The organism is Scandinavium goeteborgense (genome assembly GCF_003935895.2).
Classification (GTDB): Bacteria; Pseudomonadota; Gammaproteobacteria; order Enterobacterales; family Enterobacteriaceae; genus Scandinavium; species Scandinavium goeteborgense.
This window is the reverse complement of the sequence record NZ_CP054058.1, coordinates 4328044-4353181: the sequence shown is the minus strand read 5'-3', so window position 1 is coordinate 4353181 and position 25138 is coordinate 4328044. Positions and strand designations below refer to the sequence as shown.

The window sequence follows — 25138 nt, the reverse complement described above, 5'->3', positions numbered from 1 at the left end:
TTACACTCGCAGAACATTTTCTTGATAGGCAGACATTGAGATGGTTGAGGATTCACAAGAAACGACGCACTTTGGCTTCCAGACAGTAGCCAAATCGCAGAAAGAGGACATGGTGGCGCATGTATTCCATTCTGTTGCCGCTAAGTATGATGTCATGAACGACCTGATGTCGTTTGGTATCCATCGCTTGTGGAAGCGCTTCACCATTGACTGTAGCGGCGTTCGTCGCGGGCAAAAAGTGCTGGATTTAGCCGGCGGTACCGGTGATCTGACGGCGAAATTCTCCCGTCTGGTGGGCGAAACCGGCAGTGTCGTACTGGCTGATATCAACGAATCAATGCTCAAAATGGGTCGTGAAAAGCTGCGGAACATCGGCATCGTCGGGAACGTGGAATACGTTCAGGCTAACGCAGAAGCGCTGCCCTTCCCGGACAATACCTTTGACTGCATCACCATCTCCTTTGGCCTGCGTAACGTCACCGATAAAGAAAAAGCGCTGCGCTCGATGTACCGCGTGCTGAAGCCGGGTGGACGTCTGCTGGTTCTGGAATTCTCCAAACCGATTCTTGATCCGCTGAGCAAAGCGTATGACGCGTACTCATTCCACGTGCTGCCGCGTGTGGGGGAGATGGTCGCAAAAGACGGCGAGAGCTACCGCTATCTGGCGGAATCCATCCGCATGCACCCCGATCAGGACACCCTGAAAGCGATGATGCAGGATGCCGGTTTTGACAGCGTCGATTACTACAACCTGACGGCAGGTATCGTCGCGCTGCATCGCGGTTATAAGTTCTGACAGGAGTTCGCCATGCCTTTTCAACCTTTAGTCACCGCGGGCATTGAAGGTGCGCTTAATACCTTTTTATGGCGCGAGCGCGCGTTAAAACCTGCCCGTCAGCGTCTGCTGGGCAAGGTGCTGCGCGTCGAGCTGAAAGAGTTCACATCCCCGCTGGTGCTGGCCTTTAGCGAGCAGCAGATTGACGTGCTGAGTGCGTGGGAAGGCGAGGCGGACTGCACGGTAAGTACCCGCCTTGGCGTGTTGCCGCAGTTACGCAACCGTCAGCAGTTGACCACCCTCATCCGTTCGGGCGATCTCGAAGTGCAGGGTGACCTGCAGGTGGTGCAAAACTTTGTCGCGCTGGCGGACCTGGCAGAATTCGATCCTGCTGAACTGCTGGCCCCGTATACCGGCGATATCGCGGCGGAAGGCGTCAGTAAAGTGCTGCGCGGCGGGGCGAAATTCCTGCAACGCGGGCTGCAACGTCAGCAGCGTTATGTGTCTGAGGTCATTACCGAAGAGTGGCGCATGGCGCCCGGCTCGCTGGAAGTGGCCTGGTTTGCCGAAGAGAGCGACGCCGTTGCGCGCGCTGCTGAGGCCTTAACCAAACGGCTGGAAAAACTGGAGGGGAAATGACGCCAGGGGAAATTCGGCGCCTGTATTTTATCATCCACACCTTTTTGAGTTACGGGCTTGATGAGCTCATTCCCAAAATGCGCATCACCCTGCCGCTTCGAATCGGGCGGCGGATGTTGTTCTGGATGCCAAATCGCCACAAAGACCTGCCGTTAGGCGAGCGTCTACGCCTTGCCTTGCAGCATCTCGGCCCGGTCTGGATTAAATTCGGTCAGATGCTTTCTACCCGCCGTGATCTCTTTCCACTTCAAATCGCCGATCAGCTGGCTATGTTGCAGGACCGCGTTGCGCCGTTTGACGGCAAACTCGCGCAGCAGCAAATCGAAAAATCGATGGGTGATATTCCCGTTGAAAGCTGGTTCGACGATTTCAGCGTTCAACCGCTGGCGTCCGCGTCTATCGCCCAGGTACACACGGCGCGCCTGAAAGAAAACGGCAAAGAAGTGGTCATTAAGGTTATCCGCCCGGATATTCTGCCGATTATCAAAGCGGACATGAAACTGATTTACCGTCTCGCACGTTGGGTGCCACGTCTGCTGCCCGATGGCCGCCGTCTACGTCCGCAGGAAGTGGTGCGCGAGTATGAAAAAACGCTGCTTGATGAGCTGAATTTACTGCGCGAAGCCGCCAACGCCATCCAGCTACGCCGCAATTTCGAAGACAGCCCGATGCTCTACGTCCCGGAAGTCTATTCCGACTATTGTCGTGAAGACATGCTGGTGATGGAGCGCATTTATGGCATTCCGGTCTCAGATATTGAGACGCTGGAAAAGCAGAATACCAACATGAAACTGCTTGCCGAACGCGGCGTGCAGGTGTTCTTCACTCAGGTTTTCCGCGACAGCTTCTTCCATGCCGATATGCACCCCGGCAATATTTTTGTCAGCTACGAACATCCGGAAGATCCGAAATATATTGGCATCGACTGCGGGATAGTCGGCTCGCTGAACAAAGAAGATAAGCGCTATCTGGCTGAAAACTTTATCGCTTTCTTTAATCGCGACTACCGCAAAGTGGCAGAACTGCACGTGGATTCTGGCTGGGTACCGCCGGATACCAACGTCGAAGAGTTTGAATTTGCGATTCGCACAGTCTGTGAACCCATCTTCGAGAAGCCGCTGGCGGAGATCTCTTTCGGCCATGTTCTGCTGAATCTGTTTAACACCGCGCGCCGCTTTAATATGGAAGTTCAGCCGCAGCTTGTTTTACTTCAGAAAACACTACTTTACGTTGAGGGGGTAGGCCGCCAGCTCTATCCTCAGTTAGACTTATGGAAGACAGCGAAACCTTTCCTTGAGTCATGGATTAAAGATCAGGTTGGCCTTCCGGCGCTGGTGCGTGCGTTTAAAGAAAAAGCGCCGTTCTGGATCGAAAAAATGCCGGAAATGCCGGAACTGATTTACGACAGTTTGCGCCAGGGCAAAAGTCTCCAGCGAAGCCTTGATAAAATCGCCCACGACATGGAGTCCGGTCATACCCGACGGGGGCAATCCCGTTATCTGTTCGGCGTGGGCGCCGTATTCATGCTGAGCGGAACCCTGTTGTTGATTACGCGTCCGGACCTCGGATTACAGCCTGCCTGGTTAATGGGCGCTGGCGTCCTGACCTGGGTGGTTGGCTGGTTTAAAGGTCGCTGATTTTTGCATCATTCAGACGAAGGCGTGTAAGCTACACGTCAGTGAATTCACTATCATCTGACACAGAGGAACATGTATGGGTGGTATCAGTATTTGGCAGTTGTTGATTGTCGTCGTTATCGTGGTTCTGCTTTTCGGGACGAAAAAGCTGAGCTCACTAGGATCTGACCTGGGTGCGTCTATCAAGGGCTTTAAAAAAGCCATGGGTGATGAAGACGACAAACAGGAAAAGAAAGAGACATCCGCTGAAGACGCCGATTTCCCTGCGAAATCCTTGTCTGAAAAGCAGGATGATGCCAGCAAAGACGATGCAAAACGCCACGATAAAGAGCAGGTGTAATTCGTGTTCGACATTGGTTTCAGTGAACTGATTCTGGTATTCGTGATTGGCCTGATTGTTCTTGGGCCAAAACGTCTGCCGGTGGCAGTAAAAACGGTGGCAGGCTGGATCCGGGCTATTCGCTCGCTGGCCACCACCGTGCAAAACGAACTGGCCCAGGAGCTTAAACTCCAGGAGTTTCAGGACAGCCTGAAGAAGGTAGAGAAGGCGAGTCTGGGCAATCTGTCGCCGGAGCTGAAGGAATCCATGGACGAGCTGCGCGACGCGGCAGAATCCATGAAGCGTTCCTACACGCAGCACGATCCGGAGCGCACCAGCGACGAAGCCAATACCATCCATAATCCGGTGGTGAAAGGCAGCGAAGCACAGCGCGAAGGCGTCACGCCGGTTACGCCAGATCATCAAGCCAGTGCTGAAGCGCAAGCGCCTGCCGTTCCTGCTGAAACCCTCGATCAAGCCCCGGAAACTGTTGTTTCTGAGGAGAAGATGAAAGCGCCGGTGGCTGCTGCCGTACCGGCTTCTGAATCATCCCCTGCAACCAGCGATAAACCGTAAACATGGGCGTAGAACAGACTCAACCGCTGATCACACATTTGATTGAGCTGCGTAAGCGCCTCATCAACTGCATCATCGCGGTATTCGTGATTTTTCTGGCGTTGGTCTATTTCGCCAACGACATTTATCATCTGGTGGCCTCGCCGCTGATCAAGCAAATGCCTGCCGGTGCAACAATGATTGCCACCGATGTGGCATCGCCATTCTTCACGCCGATCAAGCTGACCTTTATGGTCTCGGTGATTCTGTCGGCGCCGGTGATCCTCTATCAGGTCTGGGCTTTCATTGCCCCAGCGCTCTATAAACACGAGCGTCGTCTGGTGGTGCCGCTGCTGGTGTCCAGCACGCTGCTGTTTTATGTCGGCATGGCCTTCGCCTACTTTGTGGTGTTCCCGCTGGCGTTTGGCTTCCTGACGCATACCGCACCGATTGGCGTGCAGGTCTCGACGGATATCCGCAGCTATCTCGATTTTGTCATGGCGCTGTTTATGGCCTTTGGCGTGTCATTTGAAGTGCCAGTGGCCATCGTTCTGCTGTGCTGGGTTGGCGTGACCACGCCGGATGACCTGCGCAAAAAGCGTCCGTATGTTCTGGTCGCGGCTTTCGTTATTGGCATGCTGTTGACGCCGCCGGACGTGTTCTCGCAAACCCTGCTCGCCATTCCGATGTACTGCCTGTTTGAAGTGGGGGTGTTCTTCGCCCGTTTCTACACGGGTAAGCGAATGTCGCGTGACGAGGATGCCGCAGCAGAAGAAGCTGCCGAGAAAGAAGAGTAATCAGCCGCCCGAAAGGGCGGTTCTTATTTGGGAGTCACCATGTTTGATATTGGCGTTAACCTCACCAGTTCTCAGTTTTCCCGCGATCGCGATGAGGTAGTATCCCGCGCGTTTTCCTCCGGCCTGAATGGGATGTTGATTACTGGCACTAATTTGGAAGAAAGCATTGCCGCACAGCAGATGGCGCAACACTATGCGCGCTGCTGGTCTACCGCGGGCGTTCATCCGCACGATAGCAGCCACTGGACGCCGGACGTGGCCGATGCCATCCGTCGTCTGGCGCAACAGCCGGAAGTGGTTGCGGTGGGTGAGTGCGGGCTCGATTTTAACCGTAACTTCTCAACGCCGCAGGAACAGGAAACCGCGTTTAGCGCGCAGTTGGCGCTGGCCGCTGAACTGAATATGCCGGTGTTTCTGCACTGTCGTGATGCCCACGAACGCTTTATCACCTTGCTCAAGCCGTGGCTCGATAAGCTGCCGGGTGCCGTGTTGCACTGTTTTACCGGCACGCGGGAAGAGCTTGATGAATGTCTCGCACACGGGCTGTATATCGGCATTACGGGCTGGGTGTGCGATGAACGTCGCGGGCTGGAATTGCGTGAGTTATTGCCGTTTATCCCGGCGAAACGTTTACTGATTGAAACCGACGCGCCGTGGCTGCTGCCGCGCGATTTGTCGCCGAAGCCGTCATCGCGTCGTAACGAACCTGCGCATCTGTCTCACATTCTGGAACGCATCGCACACTGGCGTGGCGAAGAGACACAGGCGCTTTCAGACACCACCGATCGAAACGTAAAAGCGCTGTTTGGGATAACGTTTTGAATTCAGATTTTGCGGAAGTCGGTGTTTTTCACGCTCTGTAGAACTTGCTTGTTCAGCAGGTTGAGGAGCAGCATGGACCGGGCTTCGCCGTCGGGCTCGGTGAAAATCGCCTCCAGCCCTTCGAAAGCCCCTTCGGTTATCACCACGCCATCGCCCGAGTAGGGCGTGTCCGGATCGGTAATCCCTTCCGGCGTGTGAATGGAAAGCTGGTGAATCACATCGGAAGGCACCATGGCCGGCTGCGCACCAAAACGTACGAAGTGGCTGACGCCGCGCGTCGCGTTAATGGTTGTGGTATGAATGACTTCCGGGTCAAACTCGACGAACAGGTAGTTTGGAAACAGGGGTTCATCCACGGTTGTGCGTTTACCGCGTACGATTTTTTCCAACGCAATAGTGGGCATCAGGCAGTTGACCGCCTGGCGTTCAAGATGTTCCTGGGCGCGCTGAAGTTGCCCACGTTTGCAGTACAGTAAATACCAGGCTTGCATAATGACTCTTCTCGAGATTCTCGGGAAAGCATATCAAAAGCCAGGCGTGATAGCGAAAGGGATTGTTGCCTCTTATGGGAGCCAGGACTTCACGCTAATTTAACAAAATTACAGCATCCAGCGGCTGAACGCCGTATAATGAGGCGCTTACAAAGAGGCCATGACGGACCCCATGAAATACCACGATTTGCGCGACTTTTTGACACAGCTGGAACAACAGGGCGAGCTTAAACGCATCTCCCTGCCGGTCGATCCCTTCCTTGAAATGACCGAGATTGCCGATCGCACTTTGCGTGCGGGTGGCCCGGCGCTGCTGTTCGAAAATCCTAAGGGATACGATATGCCGGTGCTGTGCAACCTGTTCGGGACGCCTAAGCGCGTGGCGATGGGCATGGGCCAGGAAGATGTGACCGCATTGCGTGAAGTGGGGAAACTGCTGGCGTTCCTGAAAGAGCCGGAGCCGCCAAAAGGTTTCCGCGATCTCTACGACAAGCTGCCGCAGTTTAAGCAAGTGCTTAACATGCCGACCAAACGTCTGCGCGGTGCGCCTTGTCAGCAAAAAGTGACGCAGGGCGATGACGTCGATTTAAACCGAATTCCTATCATGACCTGCTGGCCGGAAGATGCTGCGCCGCTGATCACCTGGGGTTTAACCGTGACGCGCGGGCCGCACAAAGAGCGGCAGAATCTCGGGATTTATCGCCAACAGCTGATCGGCAAAAATAAACTGATCATGCGCTGGCTTTCCCATCGCGGCGGCGCTCTGGATTTCCAGGAGTGGTGTGCGGCGCATCCGGGCGAACGTTTCCCTGTTTCCGTGGCGCTTGGTGCCGATCCGGCGACGATTTTGGCTGCCGTCACGCCCGTGCCGGATACCTTATCGGAATACGCGTTTGCAGGACTACTGCGCGGCACTAAAACCGAAGTGGTGAAGTGTCTGTCGAACGACCTTGAAGTGCCGGCGAGTGCGGAAATTGTGCTGGAAGGGTATATCGAGGCGGGCGAAGTCGCGCCAGAAGGTCCGTACGGCGATCACACCGGTTACTACAATGAAGTCGACAGCTTCCCGGTGTTTACCGTGACTCACGTGACGCAGCGTGAAGATGCAATTTATCATTCGACCTATACCGGTCGTCCGCCGGATGAACCGGCGGTGCTGGGCGTGGCGCTGAATGAAGTGTTCGTGCCCATTCTGCAAAAGCAGTTCCCGGAAATCGTCGATTTCTATCTGCCGCCGGAAGGTTGTTCTTATCGCCTGGCCGTCGTGACAATGAAAAAGCAGTATGCCGGACACGCCAAGCGCGTAATGATGGGCGTGTGGTCATTCCTGCGCCAGTTTATGTACACCAAATTTGTGATTGTCTGCGATGACGACGTTAACGCCCGTGACTGGAACGACGTTATCTGGGCCATCACCACGCGTATGGATCCGGCCCGTGATACGGTTCTGGTCGAAAATACGCCGATTGATTATCTGGACTTCGCCTCACCGGTTTCCGGTTTAGGTTCGAAAATGGGGCTGGATGCCACGAATAAATGGCCCGGTGAAACCCAACGCGAGTGGGGACGTCCGATTAAAAAAGATCCTGAAGTGACGGCGAGAATTGACGCTATCTGGGATGAACTGGCTATCTTTAATGACGGCAAAAGCGCCTGACGCGGGCCGTTAGACATTAAGACACGAAATCATAGACCCGACAGAGGGAGCGCATGACAACCTTAAGCTGTAAAGTCACTTCGGTAGATGCCATTACCGACACGGTATACCGCGTTCGTTTAGAACCGGAAGCGGCCTTTTCCTTCCGCGCGGGCCAGTATCTGATGGTAGTGATGGACGAGCGCGATAAGCGTCCGTTCTCGATGGCGTCTACGCCTGCCGAGCAGAACAGTATTGAGCTGCATATCGGCGCGTCCGAGCTGAATCTGTATGCGATGGCAGTAATGGACCGAATTCTCAAAGAACGTGAGGTTGTGGTTGATATTCCTCATGGTGAAGCGTGGCTGCGCGAAGATGATGAGCGTCCGCTGGTGCTGATCGCCGGTGGGACCGGCTTCTCCTATGTGCGTTCTATTTTGCTGACCGCGCTGGCGCAGAACCCGGATCGTGAAATCGCGATCTACTGGGGCGGCCGTGAAGAGAAGCATCTGTATGACTTGTCCGAGCTGGAAGCGCTGACGCTGACGCACCCGAATCTGCGCGTTGAGCCGGTGGTTGAACAGCCGGAAGACGGCTGGCGTGGCCGTTCAGGTACCGTTCTGACGGCGGTATTGCAGGATTACGGCACGTTGGTAGAGCATGACATTTACATTGCCGGTCGTTTCGAGATGGCGAAAATCGCCCGTGACCTGTTCTGTAATGAGCGTGGTGCCCGTGAAGATCGCCTCTTCGGCGATGCATTTGCCTTTATCTAATCAAAGAGTTGCCCAGCGGCACTGCGTTTGCGTGGGCCTACGCCCTCTCTTCAATGGGAGAGGGTATCAGAACGCGCGTTGCACCAATAAAAAACCCGCCCCTGACAGGCGGGAAAAACGGCAACTAACAAGTTTTACTCGTACGCAGTAATGCTTATAAGACGGGGCATCGCCCCGCCTATGTTCATCAGACCCGCTCAATCACCGTCGCAATCCCCTGACCCAAACCGATGCACATCGTCGCCAGACCAAACTGGGCGTCTTTGCGTTCCATCAGGTTCAGCAGGGTAGTGGTGATACGCGCCCCGGAGCAGCCTAACGGATGACCGAGGGCGATCGCGCCGCCGTTGAGGTTGATCTTCTCGTCAATCTGCTCCATCAGCCCCAGATCTTTAATGCACGGCAGGATCTGCGCGGCAAACGCTTCATTCATTTCAAACAGGTCGATATCGCTAGCCGAAAGTCCGGCTTTTTTCAGCGCCAGTTTTGACGCCGGAACCGGGCCATAACCCATGATCGACGGATCGCAGCCGACAACGGCCATCGAACGGACGCGGGCGCGTGCTTTCAGCCCCAGTTCGCGGGCACGGCTTTCGCTCATGACCAACATCGCCGCGGCACCGTCGGACAACGCCGAGGAGGTGCCCGCCGTGACTGTGCCCGTCACCGGATCGAACGCCGGGCGCAGGGCGGCCAGCGCTTCAACGGTGGTTTCCGGGCGGATGACTTCGTCCCAGGTAAACTGCTTCAGTACGCCATCGGCATCGTGACCGCCGGTCGGGATGATTTCATTCTTAAACGCACCGGATTGCGTCGCGGCCCAGGCACGGGCGTGTGAACGCGCGGCAAACGCATCCTGCTTTTCACGGCTGATGCCATGAATACGCGACAGCATTTCTGCGGTCAGACCCATCATGCCTGCGGCTTTCGCCACGCTGCGGCCCATTCCTGGATGGAAATCAACGCCGTGGTTCATGGGCACGTGGCCCATGTGTTCCACGCCGCCGACCAGACACGCCTGCGCATCACCGGTCATGATCATGCGCGCCGCATCGTGCAACGCCTGCATGGATGAACCGCAAAGACGGTTCACGGTGACCGCCGGAACGCTATGGGGGATTTCCGCCAGCAACGACGCATTGCGGGCAATGTTGAAACCCTGCTCCAGCGTTTGCTGCACGCAGCCCCAGTAAATATCGTCGAGCGCGGCAGGATCCAGCGCCGGGTTGCGGGCCAGCAGGCTACGCATCAAATGGGCGGAGAGATCTTCCGCCCGCACGTTACGGAATGCGCCGCCTTTTGAACGGCCCATCGGGGTACGAATTGCATCGACAATGACAACCTGTTCCATTGTGACTCCTTAAGCCGTTTTCAGCTCACCCACCGGACGGGCAGGTTCAACCGGTGGATAATATGCTTCGTTGTGACGTGCTTTGCTGCGCAGACCTTCCGGCACTTCATACAGCGGGCCGAGATGCTGATATTGCTGCGCCATGTCGACGTACTTCGCGCTGCCGAGCGTATCCAGCCAGCGGAAAGCACCGCCGTGGAAAGGAGGGAAGCCAAGGCCGTAGACCAGTGCCATATCGGCTTCTGCCGGGCTTGCGATAATGCCTTCTTCAAGGCAGCGCACCACTTCGTTGACCATTGGGATCATCATGCGGGCGATAATCTCGTCATCGCTGAAGTCACGTTTTGCCTGACTGACGTCTGCCAGCAACGCGTCAACCGCCGGGTCTTCTTCTTTTTTCGGCTTACCTTTGTTGTCTTCTTTATAACGCCAGAAACCGAGGCCGTTTTTCTGGCCGTAGCGGCTGGCATCAAACAGGGCATCAATGGCGTCGCGATAATCTTTCTGCATACGCTGTGGGAAACCAGCTGCCATCACCGCCTGAGCGTGATGTGCGGTATCAATGCCGACCACGTCCAGAAGATAGGCCGGGCCCATTGGCCAGCCGAATACTTTTTCCATCACTTTGTCGACTTTGTGGAAGTCGGCACCGTCACGCAGTAACTGGCTGAATCCGGCGAAGTAAGGGAACAGTACGCGGTTGACGAAGAAGCCAGGGCAGTCGTTGACCACGATAGGCGTTTTGCCCATTTTGCTCGCCCAGGCGACCACTTTCGCAATGGTCTCGTCGGACGTTTGCTCGCCGCGGATCACCTCAACCAGTGGCATACGGTGCACCGGGTTAAAGAAGTGCATTCCGCAGAAGTTCTGCGGGCGTTTAAGGACACTGGCCAGTTCGCTGATAGGGATCGTCGAGGTGTTAGACGCCAGCACCGCATCGGGGCGAACGTGCTCTTCGGTTTCTGCCAGCACTGCTTTTTTCACTTTCGGGTTTTCAACGACCGCTTCAACCACGACATCGACGCGTTCAAAACCGGCGTAATCGAGCGTCGGGTGAATCGTAGAAATCACGGTCGCCAGTTTGAGACCATTGATTTTTCCGCGATCCAGCTGTTTATTCAGCAGCTTGGCGGCCTCGTTCATCCCGAGGGTCAACGATTTGTCATTGATATCCTTCATGATAACCGGCACGCCTTTCCAGGCGGACTGGTAAGCAATGCCGCCACCCATGATCCCGGCGCCCAGTACGGCGGCCTGCTTTGGGGTGTCGACGTTTTTGGTCAGTTTCTTCGCCTGACCTTTTACAAACTGATCGTTCAGGAAAATCCCGACCAGCGCACGGGCCTCATTCGAATGGGCGAGCGGTACAAAGCTTTGATTTTCCAACACCAGCGCCTGGTCACGGCCTAAGCGTGCCGCGGCTTCAATGGTTTTGACGGCGGTGATCGGTGCCGGATAGTGTTTGCCCGCCGTTTGCATCACCATGCCTTTGGCGATGGTGAAGCTCATGGTGGCTTCAATTTTGCTGAGTTTCAGCGGGTCGAGCTTCGGCTGGCGTTTGGCTTTCCAGTCTAAGTCGCCGTTGATAGCCTGACGCAGAATCGCGATCGCGCCTTCGCGCAGCTTTTCTGGCTTCACGATGCCGTCAACCAGACCGAGCTTGAGCGCTTCTTCCGCGCCGACATCTTTCCCGGCGGCAATAATTTCCAGCGCGCTATCCGCCCCGAGCAAACGCGGCAGACGAACGGAACCGCCGAAGCCCGGCATAATGCCGAGTTTGGTTTCTGGCAGACCGATACGCAGGTCAGGTGTTGCCAGACGATAGTCGGTGGCCAGGACACATTCGCAGCCACCGCCCAACGCGTAACCGTTCACCGCGGAAAGGGTAGGGACCGGTAAATCTTCCAGGCGGCAAAAGACGCTGTTGGCGAAAGTCAGCCACCGGCTGAGTTGTTCCGGTGGAACCTGGAACAGTGACAGGAATTCGGTGATGTCCGCGCCGACGATAAAAGCGGCTTTTTCAGAACGCAGCAGCAGGCCTTTGAGGTCAGGCTGCTTTTCGAGGACGTCCAGCGCCTGGCCGAGGCTGGCTACGGTTGCGGTATCAAGCTTATTGACCGAGCCGGGGGCATCGAACACCAGTTCGGCAATGCCATCTTCCAGCCAGTCGAGGTACAGGGTGTCGCCTTTGTAAAGCATGTCAGTCTCCTGAATCCAGTACGGTTACTGGTCTTACCAGATGAGACGGAGTGTGGATTTTATGTTAATAAAATGCAAATTACTCTTTAAGGAAATGACGTCTGGATCACGCTTGGCAGAAATCGCGCAGGGTGAAACCGATGTGCTAAGATGCGGGGAATTAGGGTCAAAAAGACAGAAGGGTAAAACATGGAATCACTGGCGACACTCTATAAAAATCATATTGCTACGTTGCAGGAACGCACGCGCGACGTACTGGATCGCTTTAAGCTCGATGCGCTGTTGATTCATTCCGGCGAACTGTTCAATGTCTTCCTCGACGATCATCCATACCCATTCAAAGTAAACCCACAGTTTAAGGCTTGGGTGCCTGTGACGCAGGTGCCAAACTGCTGGCTGCTGGTGGACGGCGTCAATAAACCGAAGCTGTGGTTCTATCTGCCGGTGGATTACTGGCACAACGTGGAACCGCTGCCGTCCTCTTTCTGGACCGAAGACGTTGAAGTGATCGCGCTGCCAAAAGCGGACGGTATTGGCAGCCAGCTGCCTGCAGCGCGTGGCAATATTGCGTACATCGGCCCAGTGGCTGAACGTGCGTTGGGGCTGGACATTACCGCCGCCAATATCAACCCGAAAGGGGTGATTGATTACCTGCATTATTATCGCTCGTACAAAACCGACTATGAACTTTCCTGCATGCGTGAAGCGCAGAAAATGGCGGTGAATGGTCATCAGGCGGCGCAGGAAGCGTTCCTGTCTGGCATGAGCGAGTTCGATATTAACCTCGCGTACCTGACCGCCACCGGTCATCGTGATACCGATGTGCCTTACAGCAATATTGTGGCGCTGAATGAACATGCATCGGTGCTGCACTACACCAAACTGGACCACCGCGCGCCGTCTGAAATGCGCAGCTTCCTGCTGGATGCGGGCGCAGAGTACAACGGCTATGCCGCAGACCTGACCCGCACCTGGGCCGGAAATCCAGATACTGAATTTGCGCAGCTGATTAAAGACGTCACCGCTGAGCAGCTGGCGCTGATCGATACCCTGAAAGCGGGCGTGAGCTACGTGGACTACCATATCCAGTTCCATCAGCGCATCGCGAAGCTGCTGCGTAAGCATCAGCTGGTGAACGACATCAGCGAAGAGGCAATGGTGGAAAATGACCTCACCGGGCCGTTTATGCCGCACGGTCTCGGCCACCCGCTGGGTCTGCAGGTTCATGATGTAGCCGGCTTTATGCAGGATGATAAAGGTACACACCTTGCCGCGCCGTCGAAATATCCTTACCTGCGTTGCACCCGAATTCTGCAGCCGCGCATGGTATTGACCATCGAGCCGGGCATCTATTTCATCGAATCGCTGCTGGCGCCGTGGCGTGAAGGGCAGTACAGCAAGCACTTCAACTGGCAGAAAATTGAGGCCATGAAGCCGTTCGGGGGCGTTCGTATCGAAGATAACGTAGTCATCCACGAGAACAGCCTCGAAAATATGACCCGAGATCTGAAGCTGGCCTGATGGACAGTTGGCTGATCCCGGCGTCTCCGGTAAGCGTGGTCGACGAGATCAAAAAGAGCCGCTTCATTACGTTACTCGCGCATACCGATGGCGTGGAAGCGGCGAAGGCGTTTGTCGAATCGGTCAGAGCGGAACACCCGGATGCCCGTCACCACTGCGTGGCGTGGGTCGCCGGGGCGCCTGACGATTCGCAAAAGCTCGGTTTTTCCGACGACGGTGAACCAGCGGGCACGGCAGGCAAGCCAATGCTCGCGCAGTTAATGGGCAGCGGCGTGGGCGAAATCACCGCCGTGGTGGTTCGCTACTATGGCGGGATCTTGCTGGGCACCGGTGGCCTGGTGAAAGCCTACGGCGGCGGCGTGCATCAGGCGCTGGCTGAACTGACAACGCAGCGCAAGACGCCGTTGACCGAATATACTTTGCAGTGTGAGTACGGACAGCTGTCGGGCGTTGAAAGCCTGTTGGCACAATTCTCTGGCAAAATCGTCGACAGTAATTATCAGGCCGTGGTGCATCTTCGGGTGGCGCTTCCGCAGGCTGAACTGCCGAACTTTTCGATAAGACTGGCTGATTTTAGCCGTGGTGCGTTGCAATTACGGCGGATTGGCGAATAATCCCGGTCTACTTTTTGCTTATCAAAGGAAGCGGCAGAGATGCATTTTCGTGCCATTACCCGAATCGTTGGACTGCTGGTCATACTTTTTTCGGGAACGATGATTGTTCCAGGACTGGTGGCGTTGATTTACCGGGACGGGGCGGGGCGAGCATTCACGCAGACTTTTTTCGTGGCGCTGGCGATTGGCTCGATGCTCTGGTGGCCGAACCGTAAGCAAAAGGGCGAACTGAAATCACGTGAAGGCTTTCTGATTGTGGTGTTGTTCTGGACCGTGCTGGGTAGCGTGGGTGCGCTGCCGTTTATCTTCTCGGAACAGCCGAATCTGACCATTACTGACGCATTCTTTGAGTCGTTCTCCGGGCTGACGACGACCGGCGCGACTACGCTGGTGGGCCTGGATTCGCTTCCCCATGCCATCCTCTTTTACCGCCAGATGCTGCAGTGGTTCGGTGGGATGGGGATAATTGTACTCGCGGTGGCTATCCTGCCCATTCTGGGTGTCGGTGGGATGCAGCTCTATCGGGCTGAAATGCCGGGGCCGCTGAAAGACAATAAGATGCGGCCACGCATTGCCGAAACGGCGAAAACCCTGTGGCTCATTTATGTATTACTGACGGTGGCCTGTGCCCTGGCGCTCTGGTTCGCCGGGATGCCAGCCTTTGATGCCATCGGACACAGCTTCTCGACGATTGCGATTGGTGGCTTTTCAACGCACGACGCCAGCGTCGGCTATTTCAACAGCCCGACTATCAACACCATTATTGCCATCTTCTTGCTGATCTCAGGCTGTAACTACGGTCTGCACTTCTCTTTATTAAGCGGTCGCAATCTGAAGGTGTACTGGCGCGACCCGGAATTCCGCATGTTTATTGGCGTGCAGCTGACGCTAGTGGTTATCTGTATGTTGGTGCTGTTGCTTCACGATGTGTATACCTCGGCGCTGACGACGCTCAATCAGGCCTTTTTCCAGGTGGTCTCGATGGCGACCACGGCGGGCTTCACCACCGACAGCATTGCGCGCTGGCCACTTTTCCTGCCTGTGCTGCTGCTCTGTTCTGCATTTATTGGCGGCTGTGCGGGTTCTACCGGCGGTGGCCTGAAGGTTATCCGTATCCTGCTGCTGTTTAAGCAGGGAAACCGTGAGCTAAAACGTCTGGTGCATCCGAATGCGGTTTATAGCATCAAGCTGGGTAACCGCGCGCTGCCGGAACGTATTCTCGAAGCGGTGTGGGGATTCTTCTCTGCTTATGCGCTGGTCTTTATTGTCAGCATGCTGGCCATCATTGCGACTGGCGTGGATGACTTCTCGGCGTTCGCCTCTGTTGTGGCCACGCTGAATAACCTCGGTCCGGGCTTGGGCGTGGTGGCGGATAACTTTGCCAGCATGAATCCGGTTGCGAAATGGATCCTGATCGCCAACATGCTATTTGGTCGTCTGGAAGTGTTTACTCTGTTGGTGTTGTTCACACCGACTTTCTGGCGCGATTAACAGGAGCGTTTGTGAAAATTTTGATTCTCTTTTCTACCCGAGATGGGCAAACGCGTGAGATTGCCGCGTCATTAGCTTCTGAAATGAAAGAGCAGGCTTTCGATGTGGATGTCGTGAACCTGCACCGGGTAGAGAGTATTGCATGGGAAGAGTATGGCGGGGTGGTAATTGGGGCCTCTATTCGTTACGGTCATTTCCACTCGACGCTGAACAGCTTTGTGAAAAAGCACCAGCAGGCGCTGAAGCAGCTGCCGAGTGCGTTCTATTCTGTAAACCTGGTGGCGCGTAAACCAGAGAAGCGTACGCCGCAGACTAACAGCTATACCCGCAAGTTCCTGTTGGACTCGCCGTGGCAGCCTGACCTGAGCGCAGTCTTTGCCGGTGCGCTGCGATATCCGCGTTATAACTGGTATGACCGTATTATGATTCGCCTCATTATGAAGATGACAGGCGGCGAAACGGATACCCGTAAAGAAGTGGTATACACCGATTGGCAACAGGTGGCCCATTTCGCCCGCGAAATCGCGCAACTTGTGCGCAAATAGAGTGCAAAAACGGCGAGAAGCCTGGATTTTGAGCAGTCAGAAAGTTTTTTCAAATTTCCTCTTGCCGTCTCGTCAGAACTCCCTATAATGCGCCTCCACTGACACGGAACAACGGCTCGCCAGCCGCCGGGTCAGAAGGGTTTCTCAGGAAATCCTGACAGAGAAAAGCGAAAATAAACGCTTGACTCTGAATGAGGAAAACGTATTATACGGGACCTCGAGTTAGCAAGCGAAAGCGCGTAACTCACTGCTCTTTAACAATTTATCAGACAATCTGTGTGGGCACTCAAAGTGACATGGATTCTTAAACGTCGAAAGACGCTAAATAGAATACCAAGTCTTATGAGTGAACATACGTAATTCATTACGAAGTTTAATTCATGAGCATCAAACTTAAATTGAAGAGTTTGATCATGGCTCAGATTGAACGCTGGCGGCAGGCCTAACACATGCAAGTCGAGCGGTAGCACAGGAGAGCTTGCTCTCTGGGTGACGAGCGGCGGACGGGTGAGTAATGTCTGGGAAACTGCCCGATGGAGGGGGATAACTACTGGAAACGGTAGCTAATACCGCATAACGTCTTCGGACCAAAGAGGGGGACCTTCGGGCCTCTTGCCATCGGATGTGCCCAGATGGGATTAGCTAGTAGGTGGGGTAATGGCTCACCTAGGCGACGATCCCTAGCTGGTCTGAGAGGATGACCAGCCACACTGGAACTGAGACACGGTCCAGACTCCTACGGGAGGCAGCAGTGGGGAATATTGCACAATGGGCGCAAGCCTGATGCAGCCATGCCGCGTGTATGAAGAAGGCCTTCGGGTTGTAAAGTACTTTCAGCGAGGAGGAAGGCGTTGTGGTTAATAACCGCAACGATTGACGTTACTCGCAGAAGAAGCACCGGCTAACTCCGTGCCAGCAGCCGCGGTAATACGGAGGGTGCAAGCGTTAATCGGAATTACTGGGCGTAAAGCGCACGCAGGCGGTCTGTCAAGTCGGATGTGAAATCCCCGGGCTCAACCTGGGAACTGCATTCGAAACTGGCAGGCTAGAGTCTTGTAGAGGGGGGTAGAATTCCAGGTGTAGCGGTGAAATGCGTAGAGATCTGGAGGAATACCGGTGGCGAAGGCGGCCCCCTGGACAAAGACTGACGCTCAGGTGCGAAAGCGTGGGGAGCAAACAGGATTAGATACCCTGGTAGTCCACGCCGTAAACGATGTCGACTTGGAGGTTGTGCCCTTGAGGCGTGGCTTCCGGAGCTAACGCGTTAAGTCGACCGCCTGGGGAGTACGGCCGCAAGGTTAAAACTCAAATGAATTGACGGGGGCCCGCACAAGCGGTGGAGCATGTGGTTTAATTCGATGCAACGCGAAGAACCTTACCTACTCTTGACATCCAGAGAACTTAGCAGAGATGCTTTGGTGCCTTCGGGAACTCTGAGACAGGTGCTGCATGGCTGTCGTCAGCTCGTGTTGTGAAATGTTGGGTTAAGTCCCGCAACGAGCGCAACCCTTATCCTTTGTTGCCAGCGGTTCGGCCGGGAACTCAAAGGAGACTGCCAGTGATAAACTGGAGGAAGGTGGGGATGACGTCAAGTCATCATGGCCCTTACGAGTAGGGCTACACACGTGCTACAATGGCGCATACAAAGAGAAGCGACCTCGCGAGAGCAAGCGGACCTCATAAAGTGCGTCGTAGTCCGGATTGGAGTCTGCAACTCGACTCCATGAAGTCGGAATCGCTAGTAATCGTAGATCAGAATGCTACGGTGAATACGTTCCCGGGCCTTGTACACACCGCCCGTCACACCATGGGAGTGGGTTGCAAAAGAAGTAGGTAGCTTAACCTTCGGGAGGGCGCTTACCACTTTGTGATTCATGACTGGGGTGAAGTCGTAACAAGGTAACCGTAGGGGAACCTGCGGTTGGATCACCTCCTTACCTTAAAGAACCTGCCTTTGTAGTGTCCACACAGATTGTCTGATGAAAAATAAGCAGTAAAAAAATCTCTGCAGGCTTGTAGCTCAGGTGGTTAGAGCGCACCCCTGATAAGGGTGAGGTCGGTGGTTCAAGTCCACTCAGGCCTACCAATTCATTTCGTTGCTTTGGTACGTTCTGGCAGGAAATGAACGGGTAAGAGATTTGATAATACGATGGGGTTATAGCTCAGCTGGGAGAGCGCCTGCCTTGCACGCAGGAGGTCTGCGGTTCGATCCCGCATAGCTCCACCATCACTTTACTGCTGAAAATAAACTTCAGAGTGTACCTGAAAAGGTGTACTGCGAAGTTTTGCTCTTTAAAAATCTGGATCAAGCTGAAAATTGAAACGACACACTGTTTCCTTTCTCCGTAATAAGAAAGGAAAATACGGTGTGTTCGAGTCTCTCAAATTATTGCAAGTCGATGATGAATCGAAAGAAACATCTTCGGGTTGTGAGGTTAAGCGACTAAGCGTACACGGTGGATGCCCTGGCAGTCAGAGGCGATGAAGGGCGTGCTAATCTGCGATAAGCGTCGGCGAGGTGATATGAACCTTTGACCCGGCGATACCCGAATGGGGAAACCCAGTGTGTTTCGACACACTATCATTAAGTGAATACATAGCTTAATGAGGCGAACCGGGGGAACTGAAACATCTAAGTACCCCGAGGAAAAGAAATCAACCGAGATTCCCCCAGTAGCGGCGAGCGAACGGGGAGGAGCCCAGAGTCTGAATCAGCGCGCGTGTTAATGGAACGGTCTGGAAAGTCCGGCGATACAGGGTGATAGCCCCGTACATGAAAATGCACGCGTTGTGAACTCGAAGAGTAGGGCGGGACACGTGGTATCCTGTCTGAATATGGGGGGACCATCCTCCAAGGCTAAATACTCCTGACTGACCGATAGTGAACCAGTACCGTGAGGGAAAGGCGAAAAGAACCCCGGCGAGGGGAGTGAAAAAGAACCTGAAACCGTGTACGTACAAGCAGTGGGAGCCTACTTGTTAGGTGACTGCGTACCTTTTGTATAATGGGTCAGCGACTTATATTCTGTAGCAAGGTTAACCGAATAGGGGAGCCGAAGGGAAACCGAGTCTTAACTGGGCGTTAAGTTGCAGGGTATAGACCCGAAACCCGGTGATCTAGCCATGGGCAGGTTGAAGGTTGGGTAACACTAACTGGAGGACCGAACCGACTAATGTTGAAAAATTAGCGGATGACTTGTGGCTGGGGGTGAAAGGCCAATCAAACCGGGAGATAGCTGGTTCTCCCCGAAAGCTATTTAGGTAGCGCCTCGTGAACTCATCTTCGGGGGTAGAGCACTGTTTCGGCTAGGGGGTCATCCCGACTTACCAACCCGATGCAAACTACGAATACCGAAGAATGTTATCACGGGAGACACACGGCGGGTGCTAACGTCCGTCGTGAAGAGGGAAACAACCCAGACCGCCAGCTAAGGTCCCAAAGTCATAGTTAAGTGGGAAACGATGTGGGAAGGCTCAGACAGCCAGGATGTTGGCTTAGAAGCAGCCATCATTTAAAGAAAGCGTAATAGCTCACTGGTCGAGTCGGCCTGCGCGGAAGATGTAACGGGGCTAAACTATGCACCGAAGCTGCGGCAGCGACACTATGTGTTGTTGGGTAGGGGAGCGTTCTGTAAGCCGTTGAAGGTGGCCTGTGAGGGTAGCTGGAGGTATCAGAAGTGCGAATGCTGACATAAGTAACGATAAAGCGGGTGAAAAGCCCGCTCGCCGGAAGACCAAGGGTTCCTGTCCAACGTTAATCGGGGCAGGGTGAGTCGACCCCTAAGGCGAGGCCGAAAGGCGTAGTCGATGGGAAACAGGTTAATATTCCTGTACTTGGTGTTACTGCGAAGGGGGGACGGAGAAGGCTATGTTATCCGGGCGACGGTTGTCCCGGTTTAAGCATGTAGGCGGAGAGTTTAGGTAAATCCGGACTCTTATCTAACGCTGAGGTGTGATGACGAGGTACTACGGTACTGAAGTAACAGATGCCCTGCTTCCAGGAAAAGCCTCTAAGCATCAGGTAACACGAAATCGTACCCCAAACCGACACAGGTGGTCAGGTAGAGAATACCAAGGCGCTTGAGAGAACTCGGGTGAAGGAACTAGGCAAAATGGTGCCGTAACTTCGGGAGAAGGCACGCTGATGTGTAGGTGAAGTCCCTGCGGATGGAGCTGAAATCAGTCGAAGATACCAGCTGGCTGCAACTGTTTATTAAAAACACAGCACTGTGCAAACACGAAAGTGGACGTATACGGTGTGACGCCTGCCCGGTGCCGGAAGGTTAATTGATGGGGTTATCCTTAGGGAGAAGCTCTTGATCGAAGCCCCGGTAAACGGCGGCCGTAACTATAACGGTCCTAAGGTAGCGAAATTCCTTGTCGGGTAAGTTCCGACCTGCACGAATGGCGTAATGATGGCCAGGCTGTCTCCACCCGAGACTCAGTGAAATTGAACTCGCTGTGAAGATGCAGTGTACCCGCGGCAAGACGGAAAGACCCCGTGAACCTTTACTATAGCTTGACACTGAACATTGAGCCTTGATGTGTAGGATAGGTGGGAGGCTTTGAAGCGAGGACGCCAGTTCTTGTGGAGCCAACCTTGAAATACCACCCTTTAATGTTTGATGTTCTAACGTAGACCCGTAATCCGGGTTGCGGACAGTGTCTGGTGGGTAGTTTGACTGGGGCGGTCTCCTCCCAAAGAGTAACGGAGGAGCACGAAGGTTAGCTAATCCTGGTCGGACATCAGGAGGTTAGTGCAATGGCATAAGCTAGCTTGACTGCGAGAGTGACGGCTCGAGCAGGTGCGAAAGCAGGTCATAGTGATCCGGTGGTTCTGAATGGAAGGGCCATCGCTCAACGGATAAAAGGTACTCCGGGGATAACAGGCTGATACCGCCCAAGAGTTCATATCGACGGCGGTGTTTGGCACCTCGATGTCGGCTCATCACATCCTGGGGCTGAAGTAGGTCCCAAGGGTATGGCTGTTCGCCATTTAAAGTGGTACGCGAGCTGGGTTTAGAACGTCGTGAGACAGTTCGGTCCCTATCTGCCGTGGGCGCTGGAGAATTGAGGGGGGCTGCTCCTAGTACGAGAGGACCGGAGTGGACGCATCACTGGTGTTCGGGTTGTCATGCCAATGGCATTGCCCGGTAGCTAAATGCGGAAAAGATAAGTGCTGAAAGCATCTAAGCACGAAACTTGCCCCGAGATGAGTTCTCCCTGACTCCTTGAGAGTCCTGAAGGAACGTTGAAGACTACGACGTTGATAGGCTGGGTGTGTAAGCGTAGCGATACGTTGAGCTAACCAGTACTAATGAACCGTGAGGCTTAACCTTACAACGCCGAAGATGTTTTGGCGTGAGAGACACGATATTCAGCTTGAAACAGATTAACTGACAGACCCTGAAGGGTGTGTTGGTAAACAGAATTTGCCTGGCGGCAACAGCGCGGTGGTCCCACCTGACCCCATGCCGAACTCAGAAGTGAAACGCCGTAGCGCCGATGGTAGTGTGGGGTCTCCCCATGCGAGAGTAGGGAACTGCCAGGCATCAAACAAGTAAGAAACCCCGACCGAAAGGCCGGGGTTTTTTGCGTTTATGCGCAGCCTGTCCACAGCGTTATCCACAAGCCTTCCCTCACTGAATACGGTACACTAACCAGGTTTTTGCATCTGGAAGCCACTATGAATCACTCCTTAAAGCCCTGGAACACCTTCGGTATTGATCACCATGCCGTGCGTATCGTTTGTGCTGAAACTGCCTCGCAATTATTGGATGCCTGGCAGCAAGCAACCTCAGAAAAACTGCCGACATTGATCCTGGGTGAGGGAAGCAATGTCCTCTTCCTGAAAGATTATTCTGGTGTTGTACTGGTTAACCGAATTAAAGGCATTAAGGTCACTGAGCAGCCAGATGCATGGCATTTACATGTCGGTGCGGGTGAAAACTGGCACAGTCTGGTGAAGTTTACGTTAGAAAATGGCATGCCTGGACTTGAAAACCTGGCATTGATCCCCGGATGTACAGGCTCCTCACCTATCCAGAATATCGGTGCTTACGGCGTAGAATTACAGCGCGTGTGCGAGTTCGTGGATTGTATTGAACTGGCGACCGGGGTGCCTAAACGCCTGACTGCGGATGAATGCCGTTTTGGATATCGGGACAGTATCTTTAAGCATGAATATCAGGACAGGTATGTGATAGTCGCCGTTGGTCTGAAACTGCTGAAGCAGTGGCAGCCAGTTCTGAGCTATGGCGATTTAACGCGCCTGGACCCGCAAACGGTAACACCTCAAGAAGTATTCGATGCTGTTTGTCATATGCGGATGACCAAATTGCCTGACCCTAAAGTTAACGGCAATGCGGGCAGCTTCTTTAAAAACCCGGTGATTACTCGTGATGTAGCGGACAAATTGCTGGCTTCCTTCCCGAATGCCCCACATTATCCCCAGGCTGATGGCTGCGTAAAACTTGCGGCCGGCTGGCTTATCGACCAATGTCAGCTGAAAGGCAAAAGTGTCGGCGGGGCGATGGTGCACCGACAGCAGGCCCTTGTCCTGATTAACGACAATAATGCGACCAGCGACAATGTTGTGGACCTTGCACATTATGTGCGCCAGCAAGTGGGTGAGAAGTTTGATGTCTGGCTGGAGCCTGAAGTCAGGTTTATCGGCGAGCGTGGCGAAGTTAACGCAGTAGAGGTCATTGCGTGAAAGATAATACGGTTCCCTTAACGTTGATTTCGATTTTATCGGATGGTGAATTTCATTCTGGTGAACAACTGGGTGAAAGACTGGGCATGAGCCGGGCAGCCATTAATAAGCATATCCAGACGTTACGCGACTGGGGTGTTGATGTGTTTACCGTGCCTGGAAAAGGGTACAGCCTTCCGGAGCCCATCCAGTTGCTGAATGAAGAGTTCATTCGTAACAGCATAAGCGAGGGTTCGGTTATTGTTCTGCCTGTTATCGACTCCACTAACCAGTATCTGCTTGATAGACTGGCAAGCCTCCAATCCGGTGATGTCTGTGTGGCTGAGTATCAACAGGCCGGGCGTGGACGTCGCGGACGTAAATGGTTTTCTCCGTTCGGCGCCAATCTTTATCTGTCCATGTACTGGCGTCTTGAACAAGGCCCCGCGGCTGCCATTGGCTTAAGTCTGGTAATTGGCATTGTTATGGCTGAAGTATTACAAAGCCTCGGTGCCGATAAAGTCCGCGTCAAATGGCCAAACGATCTCTATCTGATGGATCGTAAACTTGCCGGTATCCTTGTCGAATTAACCGGTAAAACCGGAGATGCGGCACAGATCGTGATCGGAGCTGGTATCAACCTTGCGATGCGCCGGGTTGAGACAGATGTGATCAATCAAGGTTGGATCAATCTGCAGGAAGCAGGAATTAAAATTGACCGCAATACGCTTGCTGTTCGATTAATTAAAGAGCTCCGCGCTGCGTTAGTACTATTCGAGCAAGAAGGATTGACTCCCTATCTTTCCCGATGGGAGAAGCTGGATAATTTTATTCACCGTCCGGTAAAACTTATTATTGGTGAGAAAGAGATATTCGGTACATCTCGGGGAATTGATACGCAGGGAGCGCTCTTGCTTGAACAGGATGGAGCCATTAAGCCCTGGGTGGGCGGGGAAATCTCACTACGTAGCGCGGAATAAGAAAAGGGAGCCGAAGCTCCCTTTTTTATTTTCTCAACCGCACTTCATTGACGGAATGGTTTGCACTTTTGGTCAAAACCAGGCTGGCACGTTCGCGTGTCGGAAGTATATTTTCTTTAAGATTCACTAGGTTGATTTCATTCCACAGAGAGGTCGCAATATTGACTGCTTCGTCTTTGGATAATTTTGCGTAATTATGGAAATAGGAATCAGGATCGGTAAATGCCCCTTCACGGAATTTCAGGAAGCGGTTGATGTACCAATTTTTCAGTAACTCTTCTGGCGCATCAACATAAATCGAGAAATCGACGAAATCAGAAACAAATACATGATGTGGATCGTGAGGATAATCCATGCCGCTCTGCAGGACATTTAAACCTTCGAGGATCAAAATATCCGGATGCGTTACCGTCTTATCCCCGTCAGAGATGACATCATAAATTAAGTGGGAGTAGACAGGAGCGGTCACATCAGGGGCGCCCGACTTAATATCAGAAACAAACTTCACCAGTCGATGCATGTCATAAGACTGCGGGAAGCCTTTCTTCTTCATCAGCCCGCGTTCTTTCAATACTTCATTAGGATGCAGGAAGCCATCAGTGGTAATCAATTCAACGCGGCGATGTTCCGGCCAGCGACTGAGCAATGCCTGCAGTACACGCGCGGTGGTGCTCTTACCGACCGCAACGCTGCCGGCAATACTAATCACATAAGGAATACGCGGAGAGTTGGTGCCCAGGAACTGTTCCAGAACAGCCTGGCGACGCAAACTAGAGCTGATGTAGAAGTTTAGCAAACGCGACAGTGGCAGATAGATCTCAGCCACTTCTTCCAGTGACAGGTCTTCGTTAATGCCTTTCAGCCGCGTGATTTCCCCTTCAGTGAGGGTCATCGGTACGGAATCACGAAGTGCAGCCCACTGGCTACGGTTGAACTGTAGATACGGCGTCATTAACGTTTGCTCTTTTTTGCTCATAAGCATGTTCTGCTCGCTGTCACCCATTCCGTCTGCCGAAACGTGATGAGGCGGCACTTTTCAGTTAATCAGGACAATGGGCAGGAGGTTAACACCAGATTGAATGGAATAAGAAGAAAAAATCAGATTTAGTGATGCTTTCATTAGAAAGCGTCACATCGTCGTTGCGGATGTGGTCGTCATAAAGAGTAAAGGGAGCCGCAAAATGGATTCTGGTAACGGGCAATACACTTTCTTCCCATGCCATGAGTAATAAGAGAAGAAGGAAAAGGGATGATTCGCCCATTTTTTGTTCTCAAATGATGTCTTTTTCATCACTA

At 53.7% G+C, this 25138-nt stretch carries 19 protein-coding genes, 2 tRNA genes and 3 rRNA genes; 20 read left to right on the top strand and 4 right to left on the bottom strand.

Translation table 11 applies throughout. The features are described from left to right. Positions 1 to 40: 40 nt before the first annotated feature. From ubiE to tatD, 7 genes are all read left to right on the top strand, one after another. On the top strand, positions 41 to 796 hold the full coding sequence (gene ubiE / locus A8O29_RS21550) for a bifunctional demethylmenaquinone methyltransferase/2-methoxy-6-polyprenyl-1,4-benzoquinol methylase UbiE (RefSeq protein ID WP_110512093.1): 756 nt from the start codon (positions 41 to 43) through the stop codon (positions 794 to 796). 12 nt (positions 797 to 808) lie between these two features. Beyond that, entirely contained in the window at positions 809 to 1414 is a 606-nt protein-coding gene (gene ubiJ, locus A8O29_RS21545) for a ubiquinone biosynthesis protein UbiJ (protein ID WP_125353438.1), read from the top strand. Continuing rightward, entirely contained in the window at positions 1411 to 3051 is a 1641-nt protein-coding gene (gene ubiB, locus A8O29_RS21540) for a ubiquinone biosynthesis regulatory protein kinase UbiB (protein ID WP_110512091.1), read from the top strand. The genes ubiJ and ubiB overlap by 4 nt, the downstream gene beginning before the upstream one ends. 76 nt (positions 3052 to 3127) lie before the next feature. Next, on the top strand, positions 3128 to 3391 hold the full coding sequence (gene tatA, locus A8O29_RS21535) for a Sec-independent protein translocase subunit TatA (protein WP_110512090.1): 264 nt from the start codon (positions 3128 to 3130) through the stop codon (positions 3389 to 3391). A 3-nt stretch (positions 3392 to 3394) separates the two neighbouring features. Further along, positions 3395 to 3946, top strand: a complete 552-nt coding sequence (tatB, locus tag A8O29_RS21530) for a Sec-independent protein translocase protein TatB (protein WP_125353440.1) — start codon at positions 3395 to 3397, stop codon at positions 3944 to 3946. 2 nt (positions 3947 to 3948) lie between these two features. After that, complete coding sequence (gene tatC / locus A8O29_RS21525) at positions 3949 to 4722, top strand: Sec-independent protein translocase subunit TatC (RefSeq protein WP_125353441.1); 774 nt, start codon at positions 3949 to 3951, stop codon at positions 4720 to 4722. 39 nt (positions 4723 to 4761) lie between these two features. Then, a complete protein-coding gene (gene tatD / locus A8O29_RS21520; RefSeq protein ID WP_125353443.1) occupies positions 4762 to 5544 on the top strand; it encodes a 3'-5' ssDNA/RNA exonuclease TatD in 783 nt (260 codons plus the stop codon). 2 nt (positions 5545 to 5546) lie between these two features. Here the strand turns inward: tatD and rfaH are convergent, their stop codons facing one another. Further along, positions 5547 to 6035, bottom strand: coding sequence for a transcription/translation regulatory transformer protein RfaH (gene rfaH, locus A8O29_RS21515; RefSeq protein WP_110512086.1), 489 nt, complete (start codon positions 6033 to 6035; stop codon positions 5547 to 5549). Between the two features lie 160 nt (positions 6036 to 6195). On the opposite strand from rfaH, the gene ubiD reads away from it, so the two are divergent. Both ubiD and fre read left to right on the top strand, forming a co-directional pair. Beyond that, positions 6196 to 7692: a 4-hydroxy-3-polyprenylbenzoate decarboxylase gene (ubiD, locus tag A8O29_RS21510; RefSeq protein ID WP_373422905.1), complete on the top strand. Its 1497-nt coding sequence runs from the start codon at positions 6196 to 6198 to the stop codon at positions 7690 to 7692. A 53-nt stretch (positions 7693 to 7745) separates the two neighbouring features. After that, a complete protein-coding gene (gene fre / locus A8O29_RS21505; RefSeq protein WP_125353445.1) occupies positions 7746 to 8447 on the top strand; it encodes an NAD(P)H-flavin reductase in 702 nt (233 codons plus the stop codon). 187 nt (positions 8448 to 8634) lie between these two features. Here fre and fadA read toward each other — a convergent pair whose 3' ends face one another. Next, complete coding sequence (gene fadA, locus A8O29_RS21500; protein WP_125353447.1) at positions 8635 to 9798, bottom strand: acetyl-CoA C-acyltransferase FadA; 1164 nt, start codon at positions 9796 to 9798, stop codon at positions 8635 to 8637. Positions 9799 to 9807: 9 nt separating this feature from the next. Further along, positions 9808 to 11997 carry a fatty acid oxidation complex subunit alpha FadB gene (fadB, locus tag A8O29_RS21495; protein ID WP_125353449.1) on the bottom strand — a complete coding sequence of 730 codons (2190 nt, stop codon included), beginning with the start codon at positions 11995 to 11997 and terminating at the stop codon, positions 9808 to 9810. A 189-nt stretch (positions 11998 to 12186) separates the two neighbouring features. Between fadB and pepQ the strand changes: the two genes are divergently transcribed. From pepQ to birA, 11 genes are all read left to right on the top strand, one after another. Beyond that, on the top strand, positions 12187 to 13518 hold the full coding sequence (pepQ, locus tag A8O29_RS21490; protein WP_125353451.1) for a Xaa-Pro dipeptidase: 1332 nt from the start codon (positions 12187 to 12189) through the stop codon (positions 13516 to 13518). Next, positions 13518 to 14132: an IMPACT family protein gene (locus A8O29_RS21485; protein WP_125353452.1), complete on the top strand. Its 615-nt coding sequence runs from the start codon at positions 13518 to 13520 to the stop codon at positions 14130 to 14132. Before pepQ ends, A8O29_RS21485 begins: the two co-directional genes overlap by 1 nt. 39 nt (positions 14133 to 14171) lie before the next feature. After that, positions 14172 to 15623 (top strand): Trk system potassium transporter TrkH, encoded by a 1452-nt coding sequence (gene trkH / locus A8O29_RS21480; protein ID WP_125353453.1) that lies wholly within the window; start codon positions 14172 to 14174, stop codon positions 15621 to 15623. 11 nt (positions 15624 to 15634) lie between these two features. After that, positions 15635 to 16168 carry a menaquinone-dependent protoporphyrinogen IX dehydrogenase gene (gene hemG / locus A8O29_RS21475; RefSeq protein WP_125353454.1) on the top strand — a complete coding sequence of 178 codons (534 nt, stop codon included), beginning with the start codon at positions 15635 to 15637 and terminating at the stop codon, positions 16166 to 16168. Positions 16169 to 16563: 395 nt separating this feature from the next. Beyond that, positions 16564 to 18105: ribosomal RNA gene (locus A8O29_RS21470) — 16S ribosomal RNA — on the top strand. Between the two features lie 72 nt (positions 18106 to 18177). Beyond that, positions 18178 to 18254, top strand: a tRNA-Ile gene (locus A8O29_RS21465). A 65-nt stretch (positions 18255 to 18319) separates the two neighbouring features. Continuing rightward, positions 18320 to 18395: transfer RNA gene (locus tag A8O29_RS21460), tRNA-Ala, on the top strand. Positions 18396 to 18601: 206 nt separating this feature from the next. After that, positions 18602 to 21507 (top strand): 23S ribosomal RNA (locus A8O29_RS21455). A gap of 96 nt (positions 21508 to 21603) precedes the next feature. Next, positions 21604 to 21719: ribosomal RNA gene (rrf, locus tag A8O29_RS21450) — 5S ribosomal RNA — on the top strand. Together the 16S, 23S and 5S rRNA genes with 2 tRNA genes alongside form the textbook arrangement of a ribosomal RNA operon. A 135-nt stretch (positions 21720 to 21854) precedes the next feature. Beyond that, positions 21855 to 22883 (top strand): UDP-N-acetylmuramate dehydrogenase, encoded by a 1029-nt coding sequence (gene murB, locus A8O29_RS21445; RefSeq protein ID WP_125355269.1) that lies wholly within the window; start codon positions 21855 to 21857, stop codon positions 22881 to 22883. Beyond that, entirely contained in the window at positions 22880 to 23842 is a 963-nt protein-coding gene (gene birA / locus A8O29_RS21440) for a bifunctional biotin--[acetyl-CoA-carboxylase] ligase/biotin operon repressor BirA (protein ID WP_125355270.1), read from the top strand. The genes murB and birA overlap by 4 nt, the downstream gene beginning before the upstream one ends. Before the next feature lie 25 nt (positions 23843 to 23867). Here birA and coaA read toward each other — a convergent pair whose 3' ends face one another. Then, positions 23868 to 24818 carry a type I pantothenate kinase gene (gene coaA, locus A8O29_RS21435; protein ID WP_110512576.1) on the bottom strand — a complete coding sequence of 317 codons (951 nt, stop codon included), beginning with the start codon at positions 24816 to 24818 and terminating at the stop codon, positions 23868 to 23870. Between the last annotated feature and the right edge of the window lie 320 nt (positions 24819 to 25138).

Excerpts from the sequence above, each read along its gene's own strand:
- tatD (WP_125353443.1), top strand. The coding sequence starts at position 4,762 with ATGTTTGATATTGGCGTTAACCTCACCAGTTCTCAGTTTTCCCGCGAT.
- rfaH (WP_110512086.1), bottom strand. The coding sequence starts at position 6,035 with ATGCAAGCCTGGTATTTACTGTACTGCAAACGTGGGCAACTTCAGCGC.
- trkH (WP_125353453.1), top strand. The coding sequence starts at position 14,172 with ATGCATTTTCGTGCCATTACCCGAATCGTTGGACTGCTGGTCATACTT.
- A8O29_RS21485 (WP_125353452.1), top strand. The coding sequence starts at position 13,518 with ATGGACAGTTGGCTGATCCCGGCGTCTCCGGTAAGCGTGGTCGACGAG.
- pepQ (WP_125353451.1), top strand. The coding sequence starts at position 12,187 with ATGGAATCACTGGCGACACTCTATAAAAATCATATTGCTACGTTGCAG.
- ubiB (WP_110512091.1), top strand. The coding sequence starts at position 1,411 with ATGACGCCAGGGGAAATTCGGCGCCTGTATTTTATCATCCACACCTTT.
- murB (WP_125355269.1), top strand. The coding sequence starts at position 21,855 with ATGAATCACTCCTTAAAGCCCTGGAACACCTTCGGTATTGATCACCAT.
- fadA (WP_125353447.1), bottom strand. The coding sequence starts at position 9,798 with ATGGAACAGGTTGTCATTGTCGATGCAATTCGTACCCCGATGGGCCGT.
- tatA (WP_110512090.1), top strand. The coding sequence starts at position 3,128 with ATGGGTGGTATCAGTATTTGGCAGTTGTTGATTGTCGTCGTTATCGTG.
- ubiD (WP_373422905.1), top strand. The coding sequence starts at position 6,196 with ATGACGGACCCCATGAAATACCACGATTTGCGCGACTTTTTGACACAG.
- tatC (WP_125353441.1), top strand. The coding sequence starts at position 3,949 with ATGGGCGTAGAACAGACTCAACCGCTGATCACACATTTGATTGAGCTG.
- ubiE (WP_110512093.1), top strand. The coding sequence starts at position 41 with ATGGTTGAGGATTCACAAGAAACGACGCACTTTGGCTTCCAGACAGTA.
- fadB (WP_125353449.1), bottom strand. The coding sequence starts at position 11,997 with ATGCTTTACAAAGGCGACACCCTGTACCTCGACTGGCTGGAAGATGGC.
- ubiJ (WP_125353438.1), top strand. The coding sequence starts at position 809 with ATGCCTTTTCAACCTTTAGTCACCGCGGGCATTGAAGGTGCGCTTAAT.
- coaA (WP_110512576.1), bottom strand. The coding sequence starts at position 24,818 with ATGAGCAAAAAAGAGCAAACGTTAATGACGCCGTATCTACAGTTCAAC.
- fre (WP_125353445.1), top strand. The coding sequence starts at position 7,746 with ATGACAACCTTAAGCTGTAAAGTCACTTCGGTAGATGCCATTACCGAC.